14 protein-coding genes are annotated in these 16,372 nt (G+C 49.4%); all 14 read left to right on the forward strand.

Going from position 1 to position 16,372, the window contains the following annotated elements:
* The first annotated feature begins 4 nt into the window (after positions 1 to 4).
* Positions 5 to 319 (forward strand): PTS lactose transporter subunit IIB, encoded by a 315-nt coding sequence (locus AC9UCN_RS01910; RefSeq protein WP_509523219.1) that lies wholly within the window; start codon positions 5 to 7, stop codon positions 317 to 319.
* Positions 312 to 737, forward strand: a complete 426-nt coding sequence (locus AC9UCN_RS01915; protein WP_509523221.1) for a PTS mannitol transporter subunit IIA — start codon at positions 312 to 314, stop codon at positions 735 to 737. The genes AC9UCN_RS01910 and AC9UCN_RS01915 overlap by 8 nt, the downstream gene beginning before the upstream one ends.
* 13 nt (positions 738 to 750) lie before the next feature.
* Entirely contained in the window at positions 751 to 1,797 is a 1,047-nt protein-coding gene (locus tag AC9UCN_RS01920; protein ID WP_509523223.1) for a zinc-dependent dehydrogenase, read from the forward strand.
* A gap of 9 nt (positions 1,798 to 1,806) precedes the next feature.
* Positions 1,807 to 2,271 carry a DUF3817 domain-containing protein gene (locus AC9UCN_RS01925; RefSeq protein WP_509523225.1) on the forward strand — a complete coding sequence of 155 codons (465 nt, stop codon included), beginning with the start codon at positions 1,807 to 1,809 and terminating at the stop codon, positions 2,269 to 2,271.
* On the forward strand, positions 2,246 to 3,823 hold the full coding sequence (guaA, locus tag AC9UCN_RS01930; RefSeq protein ID WP_509523648.1) for a glutamine-hydrolyzing GMP synthase: 1,578 nt from the start codon (positions 2,246 to 2,248) through the stop codon (positions 3,821 to 3,823). The genes AC9UCN_RS01925 and guaA overlap by 26 nt, the downstream gene beginning before the upstream one ends.
* 4 nt (positions 3,824 to 3,827) lie before the next feature.
* Positions 3,828 to 4,742, forward strand: coding sequence for a glycerophosphodiester phosphodiesterase family protein (locus AC9UCN_RS01935; RefSeq protein WP_509523227.1), 915 nt, complete (start codon positions 3,828 to 3,830; stop codon positions 4,740 to 4,742).
* Between the two features lie 12 nt (positions 4,743 to 4,754).
* Positions 4,755 to 7,019 (forward strand): ATP-dependent helicase, encoded by a 2,265-nt coding sequence (locus AC9UCN_RS01940; protein ID WP_509523228.1) that lies wholly within the window; start codon positions 4,755 to 4,757, stop codon positions 7,017 to 7,019.
* Between the two features lie 51 nt (positions 7,020 to 7,070).
* The gene (gene sucC / locus AC9UCN_RS01945) at positions 7,071 to 8,228 is read left to right on the forward strand and encodes an ADP-forming succinate--CoA ligase subunit beta (protein ID WP_509523230.1); all 1,158 of its coding nucleotides are present in this window, start codon (positions 7,071 to 7,073) and stop codon (positions 8,226 to 8,228) included.
* Between the two features lie 17 nt (positions 8,229 to 8,245).
* Positions 8,246 to 9,133 (forward strand): succinate--CoA ligase subunit alpha, encoded by an 888-nt coding sequence (gene sucD / locus AC9UCN_RS01950; RefSeq protein ID WP_509523231.1) that lies wholly within the window; start codon positions 8,246 to 8,248, stop codon positions 9,131 to 9,133.
* A 14-nt stretch (positions 9,134 to 9,147) separates the two neighbouring features.
* Positions 9,148 to 10,407 (forward strand): cell division protein PerM, encoded by a 1,260-nt coding sequence (locus tag AC9UCN_RS01955; RefSeq protein WP_509523233.1) that lies wholly within the window; start codon positions 9,148 to 9,150, stop codon positions 10,405 to 10,407.
* A 4-nt stretch (positions 10,408 to 10,411) separates the two neighbouring features.
* Positions 10,412 to 10,999, forward strand: coding sequence for a phosphoribosylglycinamide formyltransferase (gene purN, locus AC9UCN_RS01960; RefSeq protein WP_509523234.1), 588 nt, complete (start codon positions 10,412 to 10,414; stop codon positions 10,997 to 10,999).
* Between the two features lie 8 nt (positions 11,000 to 11,007).
* On the forward strand, positions 11,008 to 12,654 hold the full coding sequence (purH, locus tag AC9UCN_RS01965) for a bifunctional phosphoribosylaminoimidazolecarboxamide formyltransferase/IMP cyclohydrolase (RefSeq protein ID WP_509523236.1): 1,647 nt from the start codon (positions 11,008 to 11,010) through the stop codon (positions 12,652 to 12,654).
* Between the two features lie 75 nt (positions 12,655 to 12,729).
* On the forward strand, positions 12,730 to 14,502 hold the full coding sequence (locus tag AC9UCN_RS01970) for an ABC transporter ATP-binding protein (RefSeq protein WP_509523238.1): 1,773 nt from the start codon (positions 12,730 to 12,732) through the stop codon (positions 14,500 to 14,502).
* A complete protein-coding gene (locus AC9UCN_RS01975; RefSeq protein ID WP_509523239.1) occupies positions 14,499 to 16,304 on the forward strand; it encodes an ABC transporter ATP-binding protein in 1,806 nt (601 codons plus the stop codon). The genes AC9UCN_RS01970 and AC9UCN_RS01975 overlap by 4 nt, the downstream gene beginning before the upstream one ends.
* The last annotated feature ends 68 nt before the right edge of the window (positions 16,305 to 16,372 follow it).

The following is a 16,372-nucleotide window of genomic DNA, read 5'->3' on the forward strand; positions in this document are numbered from 1 at the left end:
AGCCATGACTTCAATTTCCGGAGCTAAAGTCAAGCGATTAGTAATCGCTTGCGAAGCCGGCATGGGCTCGAGTGTCATGATTGCCAAGCAATTGGCCAAGGCACTTAAAGAACATGACGTAGTCGTGACTCACTCACCCGTAAATCAACTCGAAGACGAAAACCCAGATTTGGTTTTGTGTCATCGAGGATTGGGTCAGCGGGCCAAACAGGCAATGCCAAACACCCCTGTTGTGGTGTTCGACATGTTCCTGGGTGACCCAAGGATCCAGAGTGTAGTCAACGCAATAATGGAGGGCGAACTCATTTCAGATGAGTAGCCTTCTTGCTTTGGCCGGAATCCGTATAGACGCCACGGCCTCCTCGCAAGAGGAGGCCGTGCGCCTGTGCGGTTCGGTCTTACAAGAACTCGGTGCCGTTGGCCCTGAGTATCTGGACGCGATGGTGACCAGAGAAAAGATTATTTCTTCCTACATGGGAGAAGGAGTTGCTCTGCCACATGGCACGGATGACTCAAGAAAGTATGTGAACTTTACCCAGTTGGTATTTGTGAGATTTGCAAATCCTGTGGACTGGGAAGGTGAGAAGGTAAAGCTCTGCATCGGCATAGCTGCCAAGGGGGATGAACACGGTGAGCTGCTTGGAAACCTGGCAGACAAACTACTCGATGAGATCTCATACAGCACACTCATGAACTCCTCTTCAGAGCAAGAAATATTGGATTTACTAAACGCTTAGAAAGGCAATTGAAGTGAAGGCAGCAATTTACCGGGGACCGCAGGATCTTAAAGTTGAGCAGGTAGAAGAGCCAACTGCTGGATCCAAGGAAGTAAAGCTTCGCATTCACGCCTGTGCTACCTGTGGCACCGACGCCAAAATTTTCAACCACGGGCATCCGCGCCTAGAGCCACCACAAATCATCGGCCACGAAATTGCTGGTGAAGTTGTTGAAGTTGGCAGCGAAGTAACTTCCGTCAAGGTCGGCGACCGTGTTCAGGTGATTGCTGCTATTCCTTGTGGCAAGTGCTGGGCCTGTCTTGCTGGCAAGATGACAATCTGCCCCAATCAACTTTCTATGGGATATCAGTTCCCGGGCGGATTCGCCGAATTCCTGATCGTTCCCGATGAGGTAATTCGCGTAGATGGACTAAACCATATTCCTGACAGCGTTACCTACGAGGAAGCTTCGGTAGTTGAACCTTTGGCTTGCGTATTGAACGCTCAGGAACTTGTTCGAGTTGGCGCAGGGGATGAAGTTTTGGTTATGGGTGCTGGACCAATAGGCTGCCTGCACGTTCGACTTGCTAGAGCACTGGGTGCCAAAAAGGTTTTCCTAGCCGACATCAACGGATCAAGACTCAAGCTTTCGGCTGATGTTGTAAAGCCAGATCGCGCAATCGACATGTCCACCGAGGACCTAACGGAAATCATGAAAGCTGAAACTGATGGCAAAGGACCAAGTGTGATCATCACCGCTGCCCCTTCGGGTCAGGCTCAAGAGCAAGCTATTGAAATGGCCAGACCGGGCGGAAGAATTAGCTTTTTCGGAGGCTTACCAAAAGATAAGCCGATGATTCAAGTGGACTCGAATCTGGTTCACTACAAAGAGCTGATGCTCATGGGTGCTAATGGTTCTAGCCCTTCCCATAACCGACAGGCCCTAGAACTAATTGCTTCTGGCAAAGTGAAGGTGGCCGATCTAATCACTACGAGAGTGGGACTTGATGATGTGGTTAAGGGAATTGAGGCGGTCCTAAGCGGAGAAGCCATCAAAGTAGTGGTGCTCCCAAGCAAGTAAACTTGGGGTATGTCCAGACCAATCCACCAGCTTCAGGTGCCAGCAATTCGGTCTGCTTTGAAGCTTTACAAGGTTTCGTCTTTTATTACTGGCATCTTTTTACTTCTTCTTATGGCAACCTGGGCGCTTCGTCGCCTTGAGAACGTGAGCTTCGGTGCCCTTATTGGTTATGACTTGTGGATAGCAGGACCCAGCGGATTGCTAACGGCCGAGCCATATCTAAACGAGGGTGAAGGTATGCCAGAAACTGGCCTCAGCCTCACGGTGGCAATTTTGGTAGTTCACGGCTGGCTGTATGTGTTGTACCTGTTTGCCGATTTCAGAGTGTGGACTCTCATGCGTTGGAGCTTTATGCGCTTTTTGATTATTGCCGCAGGTGGCGTAGTTCCATTTCTTTCCTTCTACACAGAAAAGTACTACGCGAAACTAGCCGAGAAGGAAATTGCTGATTCACTTTCGGGAGCAAAAAATTAGTCGCCCGGTTCTGGTTGTTGACTTTGGTGCCCAGTACGCCCAACTAATTGCCAGGCGAGTTCGTGAAGCTGGCGTGTATTCCGAGATAGTTCACCACAACGTCACCGCCGCCGAGATTCAAGCCAAGAACCCACTGGCGATAATTCTTTCTGGTGGTCCATCAAGTGTTTACGAACCAGGGTCTCCAAATCTTGATGCCAAGATTCTAGAACTTGGAATTCCAATTCTGGGAATTTGCTACGGCTTTCAAACCTTGGCACAACTTCTTGGTGGGCAGGTGGATAAAACCGGTAAGCGCGAGTATGGCGCTACAAGTTTGAAAGTCTCTTCAGCTGGCGAAATTCTTGCCGGTCAACCTGATTCGCAAATTTGCTGGATGAGCCATGGCGATCAAGTTGTGAAAGCCCCATCCGGCTTTGAGGTGCTGGCGTCAACTGAAACTACCCCTGTCGCAGCATTCGCCTCGTCAGAGAAAAAGATTTACGGTGTGCAGTGGCACCCAGAAGTAAAGCACTCGGATTTTGGTCAGAACGTTTTAGAAAACTTCTTACACAACGCTGCCGGCATCACACCGGACTGGAATTCAAGAAACGTAATCGCCGAGCAGGTGGAGAAGATCAAGAAGCAGGTCGGCTCTGGTCGGGTAATTTGTGGTCTATCAGGTGGCGTCGATTCTGCGGTTGCAGCGGCCCTAGTTCATAAGGCAGTAGGGGATCAGTTGGTTGCGGTGTTCGTCGATCACGGACTACTTCGCGATGGCGAAGCCGAACAGGTCGAGCGCGACTACGTTGCAGCAACGGGTATCAGGCTTGTTACCGTAAATGCCGAGCAGAGATTCCTGACTGCTCTAAGCGGAGTAACTGACCCAGAGACCAAGCGAAAGATTATTGGCCGCGAGTTCATCAGGGCTTTTGAAGAAGCCCAAGCGGACCTGATGAAAGAGGCAAGTACCGCTAACGAAGAGATCAAGTTCTTGGTTCAAGGAACTTTGTATCCAGATGTAGTTGAATCTGGCGGCGGTGCTACCGCTGGAATTAAGTCTCATCACAACGTGGGCGGTCTGCCAGAAGATCTGAAGTTTGAACTCGTTGAACCCCTTCGGACTTTGTTCAAGGACGAAGTTCGTGAAATTGGTAGGCAGCTAGGACTTCCTGAACCAATTGTTCAAAGGCAGCCTTTCCCGGGTCCTGGCCTTGGCATTCGAATTGTTGGTGAGGTAACAAAAGAAAGACTTGACCTACTTCGCAAAGCCGATGCGATTGTTAGAAGCGAGCTAACTGCTGCTGGGCTAGACACTGAGATTTGGCAGTGCCCAGTAGTTTTACTAGCCGATGTTCGATCGGTTGGAGTACAAGGCGATGGCAGAAGTTATGGTCACCCGATTGTTTTGCGACCGGTTTCGAGTGAAGACGCAATGACCGCGGACTGGACCCGCGTTCCGTACGACCTGTTGGCGAGAATTTCGAATCGAATCACCAACGAGGTTGAAGGTGTTAACCGCGTTGTGCTCGATGTGACTTCAAAACCACCTGGCACCATCGAGTGGGAGTAGCTTCTTGAAGCCGCTAGTTTTTGGTCATCGTGGTGCCAGCGGTTACCGGCCGGAAAACACAATCGAGGCTTTTGAGCTTGCCATCGCGCAAGGCTCCGATGGAGTTGAGTGCGACCTAGTTCCAACCAAAGACGGTGAACTAATTATTCGTCATGAGAACTGGCTAAACGGAACAACCAACGTAGCCTCGTTAGCAAAGTTTCAGGGAACCCAGTCAACTGGTTATTCCGATGGCCTGACTGAAACCGGCTGGTTCAGCGAGGATTACAATCTCGCGCAGCTTTCGGAACTTCGAGCTATTGAACGAGTGCCAGAGACTCGACCAGGCAGTGCCAAATTTGACGCTCAGTTCTTGATTCCAACAATTGATGACTTGTTGGCTTGCTCATTCATGAACGAAAAGACACTTGTTATTGAAATCAAGCACGGCATGTACTTTATGAAAAATGGCATCAACATGGCCACAATCCTTGCCAGCAAGCTTGCAGAATCCGACTGGAAAGAGCGCGGAATTTCGATAGTTATCGAAACCTTCGATGAAACGATGCTGGAGCATCTCAAAGATGCCTGTGGGCCAGATAAGAAGTATGTGTTTTTGACTGAGATCGACCGCCTACCTCAGGGATCTACTCGCATGTCTCGTGACTATCTGGAATCCCTGGCCGCGCGCTTTGATGGCATCAGCGTAGATCTAGCGCTGGCTTTGGATCTTGATACAACTGGCAATCACACAATTGACAACGGCCTAATTGATGAGGCGAAAGCTGCTGGTTTGACGATTTATGGCTGGACCCTAAAAGCTGAGGATGCAACCGCAAGTGTCGATGAGTACTTTGGCAAGGTATCCGAATCTGGTCTGGAGGGCATCTTCGTTGATCAGCCAGACCTGCTTCGTCAAATTGTCGATGGTCTGGCTTAGGCTTAGGCGGTCATGAATCTAAATCTGCTCGAGGGTCTCAATGCTCAGCAGGTGGCGGCTGTCACAGACCGTGGTCCAGCACTACTGATTGTTGCCGGAGCAGGCTCTGGAAAAACCAAAGTTCTAACCCACCGGATAGCGCATCTTCTTGCCAATAAAGAGGCTTGGCCCTCGCAAATTCTTGCGATCACCTTTACCAACAAAGCTGCCAATGAAATGAAGGAGCGAGTTCACTTACTGCTTGGCAATGTTGCAGATGGCATGTGGATAAAAACTTTTCACTCCGCTTGCTTGCAAATTCTTCGAAGAGAGGCCAGCAGACTCGGTCACGATTCCAATTTCTCTGTCTATGACACCGGAGATACCAAAGCCCTAATCAAGCGTTTGATTCGCGAATCCGGAAGTGACATCGAAGGCCTGAAGCCACAAACAGTTGCGGCCAGAATATCCAACGCGAAGAATGAGCTCAAAGACGCTGACGATTTCTATTCTTTGATTGATTCCTCAAACCCCAAAGATCGAGCAATAGCTGAAATCTTCTCTCAGTACCAGGCAGCCCTTCGCAAAAACAACGCCTTTGACTTTGATGATCTAATTGCCGAAACCGTGTATCTTTTTCGATCCTTTCCAGACATCGCGGCTCAGTACCAAAGGCGCTTTAGGCATGTCCTCATTGACGAGTACCAAGACACCAACCACGCCCAGTACTCGCTGATTCGAGAGCTCACCAAGCCAATAGCTGACCTGCACAACGAGCCCGACCCCAACACTGGAGAACTTGCCGGGCCATCAGCTATCACCGTGGTGGGAGACTCGGACCAGTCGATCTATGCCTTCCGGGGCGCCGACATGCGAAACATCGCTGAGTTTGCCAAGGACTTTCCTGGGTCGAAAACGATTCTGCTGGAGCAAAACTACCGTTCCACTCAGAACATTCTTTCTGCAGCAAATGCCGTTATTTCCAAGAACTTTGATCGACCAGAAAAGAACCTTTGGAGCGATGCCGGCGATGGCGAAAAGATTGTGTCATTTACTGGTTTAGATGAAAGAGGCGAAGCCGCTTACATTGTCGATCAGATCCAAGATTTACGTAAACAGGGAACTGCGTATCGAGATATGGCTGTGCTGTACCGAACTAACGCACTCTCGCCGTCTTTGGAAGCTGAGCTCAAAAGCCAACGCGTTCCATACATGGTTATCGGGGGACTGAAGTTCTACGAGCGCAAGGAAATCAAAGACGCACTTGCCTATTTGACCGCAATTGCAAACCCTCGAAACGACGAAGCGGTACGAAGAATTCTGAACGAACCCTCTCGAGGAATTGGTGAAAAAACTGAACTGAAAATTGCTGAGCTTGCCAGAAGAGATGAAAGCTCATTTCGGCAAGCACTTTTGAAAACTGATTCACTCGGCCTGGGACCAAAGCTAACAGCGGCACTCAACAGTTTTTCAAAGCTACTGAATGATCTGGATGCCATGAGCGTCGAGGCCAAAATTGCCGATGTTTTATCCGCAGCACTTAATCTTTCTGGCTACCGTGCGAATCTGGAAGACAGTCGTGACCCGCAAGACGAAGCCAGAGTAGATAACCTTGATGCTCTTATTGGGCAGGTCTCGGAATATCAAAGACAGTATCCAGAGGCAACAATCGCTGAGTATCTCGCGGACATTGCTCTTGCCGCCGCCGCAGATGAGATTGACGATGACTCGGGAAGCATTTCCTTGATGACCCTTCACACCGCCAAGGGCTTGGAGTATGACGTGATTTTCTTGGTAGGTCTTGAGCAAGGAACTTTGCCGCATGTTCGATCCTTCGATGAACCAGGGGGAGTAGCAGAGGAAAGAAGACTTTTGTATGTAGGTATGACTCGTGCCAAGCAGAAGCTTTACCTAAGCTCTGCTTTGCAGCGAACTCTCTTTGGTTCAACCACTGCCTTTTTGCCCAGTAGTTTCTTGGGAGATATTCCTATTGAGCTCATCCAATCGGAAGGCGCCACAAGAGCCTCGGCTGGGACGATAACCGGCGGTTATCGAGGCATGGCTCCGAGTGCGACACCGCCAAAGGCCAGAACTGAGATTGCCGGAGCTATAACGCAGGTGCGGGATAACGGCTCGCTTCAGCTAGCAATTGGTGATCGAATCCAGCACCTGGATTATGGCCAAGGGGTAGTCACTGAACTAAGAGGTGAGGGAGCTAGGCAGGTAGCCCAGGTGAATTTCGATTCCGGTGCCACCAAATCACTCGTGGTAAAGATAGCTCCCATCGAAAAGCTCTAAACTTGAGCTTTGGGCCATTGGCCATTTGATCAATCTGAAAAGAGTTCTAAGTTGGATTTATTTGAGTATCAAGCGCGCGATATTTTCGAGAAATACAATGTTCCTGTTCTAAAGGGACTTATCGCCGACACCCCAGAGCAAGCCCAGAAAGCCGCTGAACAAATCGGTGGCACCGTGGTTGTCAAGGCTCAGGTAAAAGTTGGAGGTCGCGGCAAGGCCGGCGGCGTCAAGGTTGCTCACTCACCTGAAGAAGCTAAACAAGCCGCCGAAAAGATTCTTGGGCTGGATATCAAGGGGCATGTTGTAAAGCGGGTAATGATCGCCGAAGGCGCCAAAATCGCCAAGGAATTCTATTTCTCAGTGCTACTTGATAGATCTAACCGAACCTTTCTTGCACTTTGCTCGGTCGAGGGTGGAATGGATATTGAACAGCTTGCGGAGGAAAGGCCAGAGGCGCTTGCCAAAGTCCCAATTGACGCAGTCAAGGGAATCGATTTAGCTAAGGCCTTAGAAATTGCCAAGCTAGGTGGCTTCGATGATGAACTTGCGGCAAAAGTTGCTCCGGTGTTTGTAAAGCTTTATGAAGTTTTCAAAAAAGAAGACACCACTTTGGTTGAAGTCAACCCACTGGTTCTATCAGAAGATGGCGAGATTATCGCCCTAGATGGCAAGGTCACTTTGGATGACAATGCGGAGTTTAGGCACGAGCGCGAGCAAATGGAACGCGACGAGCTAGACCCCCTGGAGGCCAAGGCAAAGCTCATGGATCTGAACTACGTCAAATTAGACGGTGAAGTAGGAATTATTGGTAACGGTGCCGGCCTTGTGATGTCGACTCTGGATGTGGTTGCTTACGCGGGCGCCCGCCATGGCGGGGTGAAGCCAGCTAACTTTCTAGACATCGGTGGAGGAGCCTCGGCTGAAGTTATGGCTGCCGGACTGGATGTCATCTTGAACGACCCACAGGTAAAGAGTGTTTTTGTAAACGTTTTTGGTGGAATCACAGCCTGTGATGCGGTTGCTAATGGAATCGTTGGAGCACTGGAAAAACTTGGCTCCAAGGCTTCTAAGCCTCTGGTTGTTCGCCTTGATGGCAACAACGTAAACGAGGGTAGAAAAATTCTGGCGGATGCTAATCACCCGCTTGTCACAGTAGTTGAAACCATGGACGAGGCCGCCGATAAAGCCGCCGAGCTAGCTAGCAAGTAAGGGAAGTAAGAATTTAGATGGCAATTTTTCTAAACGAAAACTCAAAAATCATCGTCCAGGGAATGACTGGATCTGAGGGTATGAAGCACACTCGCAGAATGCTAGCTGGCGGCTCAAACATCGTTGGTGGAGTAAATCCTCGCAAGGCGGGCGAAAGCGTTGATGTAGATGGCAAGTCCCTTCCTGTTTTTGGAACAGTTTCGGAGGCTATGAGCAAAACCGGAGCCAACGTTAGCGTTATCTTCGTTCCACCTGCTTTTGCAAAGGCTGCAATGTTTGAAGCCATCGATGCGCAAATTGGACTCGCAGTTGTTATCACTGAGGGAATCCCAGTTCACGACTCTGCAGAGGCCTGGGCACACAATGTCTCCAAGGGTCTAAAAACTCGCATGATTGGTCCAAACTGCCCAGGGATCATTAGCCCTGGAAAATCAAACGCTGGAATCACTCCATCGGATATCACAGGAAGTGGACCAATTGGTTTGGTCTCCAAGTCAGGAACTTTGACTTACCAAATGATGTTTGAACTAAGAGATATCGGGATGTCTACCGCCATTGGAATTGGTGGAGACCCAATAGTTGGTACCACTCACATCGACGCCCTGGAAGCATTCCAGAATGATCCAGAAACTAAGGCGATTGTTCTGATTGGTGAAATTGGTGGCGACTCGGAAGAAAAAGCTGCCGAATACATCAAGCACAATGTCACCAAGCCGGTGGTAGCTTACGTTGCTGGATTCACCGCTCCCGAAGGCAAAACAATGGGTCACGCCGGAGCAATTGTTTCGGGAAGTGCTGGAACCGCTCAGGCCAAGAAAGAAGCTTTTGAAGCAGTTGGTGTCAAGGTTGGTAAAACTCCTAGCGAGACTGCCGCGCTAATGCGCGAGGTAATTGGCTCTCTTTAGAGATCTTGTAAGCCGTGAATAAAAGACAGACCTTCTTTATCGCAGCTCTAGAAGCCGCGATACTGGTGGCAATTAGCTTGAGTCTTCTGCTTGTGCCGCTAACTCTGGTTTGGTTTTTAGAAAACAAACCCGATGTTGAGTGGCTGGTGGCCTTTAGGGCAGCTGCCGATTTCTGGTTACTTTCTCACGGAACGGGACTAGTTGTTCCCGAAGGAGAACTGCTGGGTATATTGGTGCCGGCATTTATGGTGACCTTAGTTCCACTGGGAATGACAATTTGGTTGGTTCGCTCTTTTTACAATGCCGGCAAGAGATTCATTGCGGCGAGATCGCTTTGGCCAGGTTGGCTCGGTGGTGGATTGGTTTACGGAGCTGCGGCGCTGGGTATCAGCACAGCAGCATATGACAGCGCCATTTATCCAATTGCTTGGCAAGGTGTTTTCTTCCCAACAATTCTGTTTTTGTCTTTTCAAGTTCTTGGGTCTTTGTTTGGACAGCCGGATGAGATTTTTGAAGGAGATATTCTGGATCAGGCGCCAGAGCGTGATCGTATCCGCCAGGCACTTAATTCTTTTCGCTTGAAACTTCACTGGAGCGTTCGATCAATACTGGGACCCGCGTTTAGAGCAGGATCCGCTATTACGGTGATGCTGTTGATGATCTCAGCATTTACCATCGCCGTACTAATTGCCATTAGCTGGATAGACATCACAAGGCTCTACGAGAGTGTTCAAGTTAGTGTTTTGGGCGCCGTGGTTATAACGCTTGGTCAGTTAGCTCTGATACCAAACTTGGTAATCTACGGTGCTGCCTGGCTTACCGGCGTTGGTTTCTCAATTGGAGCAGGTTCACTTATTTCTCCTCTTGGATCTCAAGTTGGGCCACTTCCGGCGATTCCAATTCTTGGTGCTCTGCCGGTTGGGCAGTTGGAATTTGGAATGGTTTCGATAGCCGTTGTCTTGCTCGCAGCATTTATTGCAACACTCTCGATTAGAAAATCTGCCGACGAAATTAGATTCGAATTTGCAAAATCCTGGACCGCGGCACTCTCGCTTGGCCTCTCAATTGCTTTTGTGACAGCGTCTCAAATGGGCCTACTTGCCTTGATTGCCTCGGGAAGTGCTGGCCCCGGAAGGCTATCTCAGGTGGGTGTCTCTCCGTTGGTGTTGGCATTGGTTGTTTTCGTAGAGGTCGGAGTGGTTTCCACGCTGGCTGCTTTTTATAGCGCTAGGCCAGTAGCGGACAAGCCGGGTATCTCCAAAAAGGTAGGCTAACCCCATGCTTTCAGTTGTTGTCTTGATCTCTGGTTCAGGATCAAACCTGCTGGCGCTGTTGCAAGCAACAAAGAACCCGCTGTTTCCAGCCAAAGTTTTGGCGGTTGGATCCGATAGACCAGCACCAGGTCTTGAGCACGCAGACCTATATGGTGTTCCAACCTTTGTAGTTGAAGAAAAGCATTTTGCCAACCGTGATAGCTGGGCAGAAAAACTCGGAGAGAACATATCGCATCTTGACCCTGACCTGATTATTCTTGCGGGATTCATGAAAGTCCTTCCTAAATCCTTTGTCGCCAAGTTCTCTCCGCGGATCATAAACATTCATCCAGCACTGTTACCGAGTTTTCCAGGTGCCCATGCTGTAAAAGATGCGTTAGCTTCTGGCGCCAGAGAAACCGGAGCAACAGTTCATATTGTCGACGAGGGTGTGGACACTGGTCCAATTCTGGCCCAAGAGGCGGTAACCGTTTTGCCGGCTGATGATGAAAATACTTTGCATGAGCGGATCAAGTTAGTCGAGCACAAGCTATTGATAGACACCGTTAAGTTTTTAGCAAGCAAGCAACTTGAGCCAAGTAAAGTCGGCTAAGGGTAGTCATGGATAGCAAATACACCGCAGCCGATTACCTTCACTTCGACAAAGTCCCAATCAAACGGGCTCTGATTTCAGTTTCAGACAAAACAGGTTTGCTAGAGCTTGCCAAAGCGCTAGCTGCCGCTGGCGTTGAGATTGTTTCAACCGGTTCGACTGCAAAAACTATCTCAGACGCCAAGATTGCAGTTACTGAAGTATCTGCGGTTACCGGCTTCCAAGAAACTCTCGATGGCAGGGTAAAGACCCTCCACCCTGCTATTCACGCCGGATTACTGGCCGATCTTCGGCTAACTGGTCATAGAGCTGAGCTTGAAAAACTTGGCGTGAGTGCATTCCAACTGCTGGTTGTGAACCTCTATCCATTTGTAGAAGCAATTGCCAGTGGCGCAAGTGGTGAGTCAGCAATTGACCAGATCGACATCGGAGGCCCAGCAATGGTTCGTGCTGCGGCCAAAAACCATGCCAATGTTGCGGTTGTTGTGGATCCTGCCAACTACAAAGAAATCATCGAGGCAACTACCTCCGGCGGCACCACTTTGGCGCAGCGCAAGCACCTAGCACTGCAGGCATTCACACACACTGCAAAATACGACACCGCTGTATCCAACTGGATGGCTGGCGCGCTTGATGATAGTTGGAAAGCGGATTCCAACTCTCAGGCTAGTGACGCAGGTAAGAACCCGGGCTTTGAACCTCATCTGACAATAGACGCTTCGTTGGCGAAAGTTCTGAGATATGGAGAAAATTCACACCAGGCAGCTGCACTTTACAAAATAGATGGCCTAGACAAGTCACTTGGTATTGCCCAAGCTAAACAATTCGGTGGCAAAGAAATGTCATACAACAACTATGTTGACGCAGACGCCGCCGTGCGAGCCGCTTTTGACTTTAACGAACCGGCAGTTGCCATTATCAAACACGCTAATCCGTGTGGAATTGCGATTGGCTCACCTGATTCTGATGACGCTATCGCCGACGCCCATGCAAAGGCTCACTTTTGTGATTCTGTTTCTGCGTTCGGCGGCGTGATTGCGGCGAACCGAATTGTGACTTTGAAGATGGCTACCCAAGTAGCTGAGATTTTTACAGAAGTTATCATCGCTCCTGGATACGATTCGGAAGCTTTATCTTTGTTGCTAGCAAAAAAGAACTTAAGAGTTCTGCAGCTTCCGCCTAGCTATAGCCCACCTGCAAAAGAACTCAAGCAAATATCCGGTGGCTTTCTAGTTCAAGAGTCGGATAGCTTCAAGAATTTCTCTGATCAGAACTGGAAATTGGTTTCGGGAAATAAGGCAGATGCTCAAACTCGATCCGATCTGGAGTTCGCCTGGCGTGCGGTTAGATCAGTTAAATCAAATGCCATCCTGCTTGCCCAAGACGGGGCATCAGTTGGTATTGGAATGGGTCAAGTAAACAGGCTGGATTCGTGTGAATTAGCGGTTACGAGAGCCGGTAGCCGCGTGAAGGGCTCGGTCGCAGCAAGCGACGCCTTCTTCCCTTTTGCAGATGGATTGGCAATTCTTATTAGGGCTGGAGTAAAGGCTGTCGTGCAACCGGGTGGATCGATAAAAGATGAAGAGGTAATCCAGGCTGCCACTGATGCTGGAATAACGATGTACCTAACCGGGGAACGTCACTTCTTCCACTAGCTCAAGCACGTAAGTTCTTGATGGGGTGGTATCCTAGAAGGCTGCCTCAAAAAGGCATGTTATTACCGAGGACTCATGAAGCAAGAAAAAACCATCGCTACCTTATTGCGAATTTTCCCTTACGCGAAAAAAGCCCTCCCTCGAATCATCCTCGGTATTGTTGCAGCAGTTGCAGCCAGCTTGTTCGCCTTAGCAATTCCTCAACTACTGGAATCCTTGTTCGACAACCTTGACGGTTCTGGAACCTTAGATACTCTTTACCTGTTTGTATTTCTAGTGTTTCTCATGGGAACTCTGGAAGCTGCCATGGTGCTACTTCGCCGCTGGCTCGTACTCACCCCAGGAACATTCGTTGAAGCTGGATTGCGTTCAACTCTTTATCAAAAACTCCAGGAGCTACCAGTTAGCTTCCACGATCGCTGGCCCTCAGGACAGCTACTTTCAAGGGCCACCCAAGATCTGAGCTTGATTCGTCGCTGGCTCTCTTTTGGTGTTGTTTTGCTATTTGCTAACGCACTGACAATTATTGTTGGGCTTGCAATCCTGTTTACTTTCCATTGGCTGTTAGGTCTAATTTTCTTTTTGATTTCGATTCCAATCTGGATTCAGGGATACCGCTTTGAGGCCAAGTATGGCGAGGTTGCAAGACTCTCCCAGGACCAAGCCGGTGACCTAGCAACCTCGGTTGAAGAGTCAGTGCACGGTATTCGAGTGCTCAAAGCCTTTGGTCGCGGCGATCATGCCGCACGCAAGTTTGCGGCCGAGGCGAAAGGCCTTAGATCCACCGAGTTAAAAAAGGCCGGACTGATTGCAAATATCTGGGTGTATCTGTTGTTGATCCCAGAGACAGCAGTAGCAGCATCCATGCTGGTCGGAGTCTTCCTAGTTGCCGAGGGCAGCCTCACAGTCGGTGGCCTGGTGGCGTTTTTTGCCACCGCAACAGTTTTGCGATGGCCGACCGAGTCCGTTGGTTTCTTGCTTTCCATGACGCTCGACGCCAAGACTGCAATCCAGCGCTTTTTTGAGGTTATCGACGAGCCAGTACTTATCAAGGATCCAGAAGAGGCAAAGACCATTGGTTTGCCAAAGGGTCGCTTGGAATTCAAGAAGGTTCACTTCCGCTACCCAGACAGCAAGCCAGACCAGCCGGATATCTTGCGCGGTGTTGACCTAGTGCTGGAGCCGGGGGAGTCAGTTGCCCTGATTGGAATAACCGGTTGTGGCAAGAGCACCCTAACTGCGCTCACCACCAGGCTTTATGAAGTTTCTTCGGGTTCTATAGAGCTTGATGGCGTTGACATCAGGGAATTAACTCGAGTTGAGCTTCGCTCACACATCGCAATGGCATTTGAAGATGCAACCTTGTTTTCGGCATCGGTTCGAGACAACGTGTTGCTTGGAAGACCTGATTCCACTGAAGAAGAATTGAATGAAGCGCTTTCGATTGCCCAAGCTGATTTTGTGTTTGAGCTACCCGAAGGTCTTGACACAAAAATTGGTGAAGAGGGGCTTTCGTTATCTGGAGGACAGCGTCAGCGCCTTGCACTTGCAAGAGCGGTTGCGGCTAAGCCAGCGGTACTTGTTCTTGATGATCCCCTCTCTGCTTTGGATGTTGATACCGAAGCACTTGTCGAGGCGGCACTTAGAAAAGTTCTAAAAAAGACCACTGCTTTGATTGTTGCTCATAGGCCTTCAACAGTGCAGCTAGCTGACAGAGTGGCACTCATGCAAGATGGCAAGATTCTTGCGGTTGGTAAGCACAGTGACCTCCTGGCAACAAACGAACACTACCGATACGTAATTTCGTCACTCGATGCTGCTGGCAAGCAAATCGAGGTGACCGAATGAGCATGCAGGGAGTTTCTGGCGAAGACAAAATCCAGCTAAGCAAAGAAGAAGCGCTACAGGTAAAGCTTCGCTCGAGAAAACTTTTGTTCTCGCTAATCTATCCAGTTCGCGGAAGACTGCTGCTAAGTCTTTTGATTGTTATCTTGTCGCAGGCTCTTCGAGTCGCAGGCCCTGCCCTTATTGCCCTAAGCATCGACTGGGCTCTACCAGCTGCACTCAAGGCAGACACCACGCCACTGTTTTTGGTCGTCGGTGGCTACTTATTTGCCGCCGCCGCCACAGCTTCTCTTATCAGCTGGTTCCTTAGATTCTCCGCAAAGCTAAGCCAAGACGTGCTTTTGGATCTAAGGAAGCGCATCTTTGTTCACACCCAGAAGCTCTCTCTAGAGTTTCATGAAAAGTACACGTCGGGTCGTGTTATCTCTCGTCAAACTAGCGATCTAGACGCAATTAGTGAGCTGCTTGATACCGGCGGCAACGAGATGATCGTTGGAATTCTTTACATGCTTTTTACCGCTACTGCTCTGGTCTTTCTTGATCTCCCAAGTTTTGTAATTCTTGCTATTAGCTGGGTCCCTTTGTATTTTCTGACCAGATGGTTCCAGGTCAACTCCAAATTGATGTTCCGCGAGTCAAGGGTTTCGTCGGCGAAGTTGATTGTTTACTTTGTTGAAACGATGACCGGCATTCGTGCCGTGAAGGCATTCCGCAAGGAGAAAAGAAACCAAGGTGAGTATGAAACTTTGGTCGAGAAGTACCGGCACATCAACGCCAAGGTAATTCAACTCTTTGGAATCTTTGACCCGGCGCTGATCATGATTGGAAACATCTCTGTTGCAATTATTTTGCTCTGGGGTGGTGTTCGAGTTCTAGAGGGGTCGTTGGGTCTGGGAGTTTTGATTGCAGCAATCTTGTATGCCAGAAGGTTCTACGACCCGATGGAAGATCTTGCGATGTTCTATAACTCCTACCAATCTGCAAACTCCGCGCTGGAGAAAATCTCAGGTGTCCTAGAGGAGCAAGCATCCGTTCCTGAGGCGCAGAAACCAGTAGCGCTAACAAACGCCAAGGGTGAGATTGTCTTTGACAAGGTGGGTTTTCACTACTCAAACGGTGTTGAAGTCATACCTGAGTTTTCATTATCTGTTCCAGCCGGTCAAACTATTGCTTTGGTTGGAACTACCGGCGCGGGAAAGTCCACAATCGCCAAGCTGATTTCGAGATTCTATGATCCAACTTCTGGAAAGCTAACTCTCGATGGGATAGACGTCCGCGATTTGTCAGCCAAGGACCTGAGGCGATCGGTTGTCATGGTTACCCAGGAGGCCTACCTGTTCTCTGGATCGGTTGCTGACAACATCGCTCTTGGTAAGCCAGATGCTACCCCCGAAGAGATTGAACAGGCAGCCAAAGCTGTTGGAGCCCACGAATTCATCCTTGCTTTGCCAGAAGGGTATTCCACCGATGTCAATAAACGTGGTGGTCGAGTAAGTGCTGGCCAAAGGCAGCTGATTTCCTTTGCAAGAGCGTTTATCGCAAACCCCGCTGTGTTGATTCTTGATGAAGCCACGAGCTCGCTAGACATTCCTTCAGAGCGACTAGTTCAGCATGGACTCAAAACCCTGCTGGCAGATCGAACCGCAATCATCATCGCCCATCGATTATCGACAGTTTCGATTGCGGATCGAGTTCTGGTTATGGAGAAGGGAAGAGTCATTGAAGACGACTCTCCAAAGAAATTGATTTCTGGTTCAGGAAAATTCTCCAAAATGCACAAGGCATGGCGGGATTCTCTGGTTTAGCAGGGAAAAGATTTTTCAAGATTTCGGTAGTCTAGAAGAGCTTTAGGGCTCACAAAAAGAAAGAGTAA

This window comes from Rhodoluna sp. (assembly GCF_036721215.1).
Classification (GTDB): domain Bacteria; phylum Actinomycetota; class Actinomycetes; order Actinomycetales; family Microbacteriaceae; genus Rhodoluna.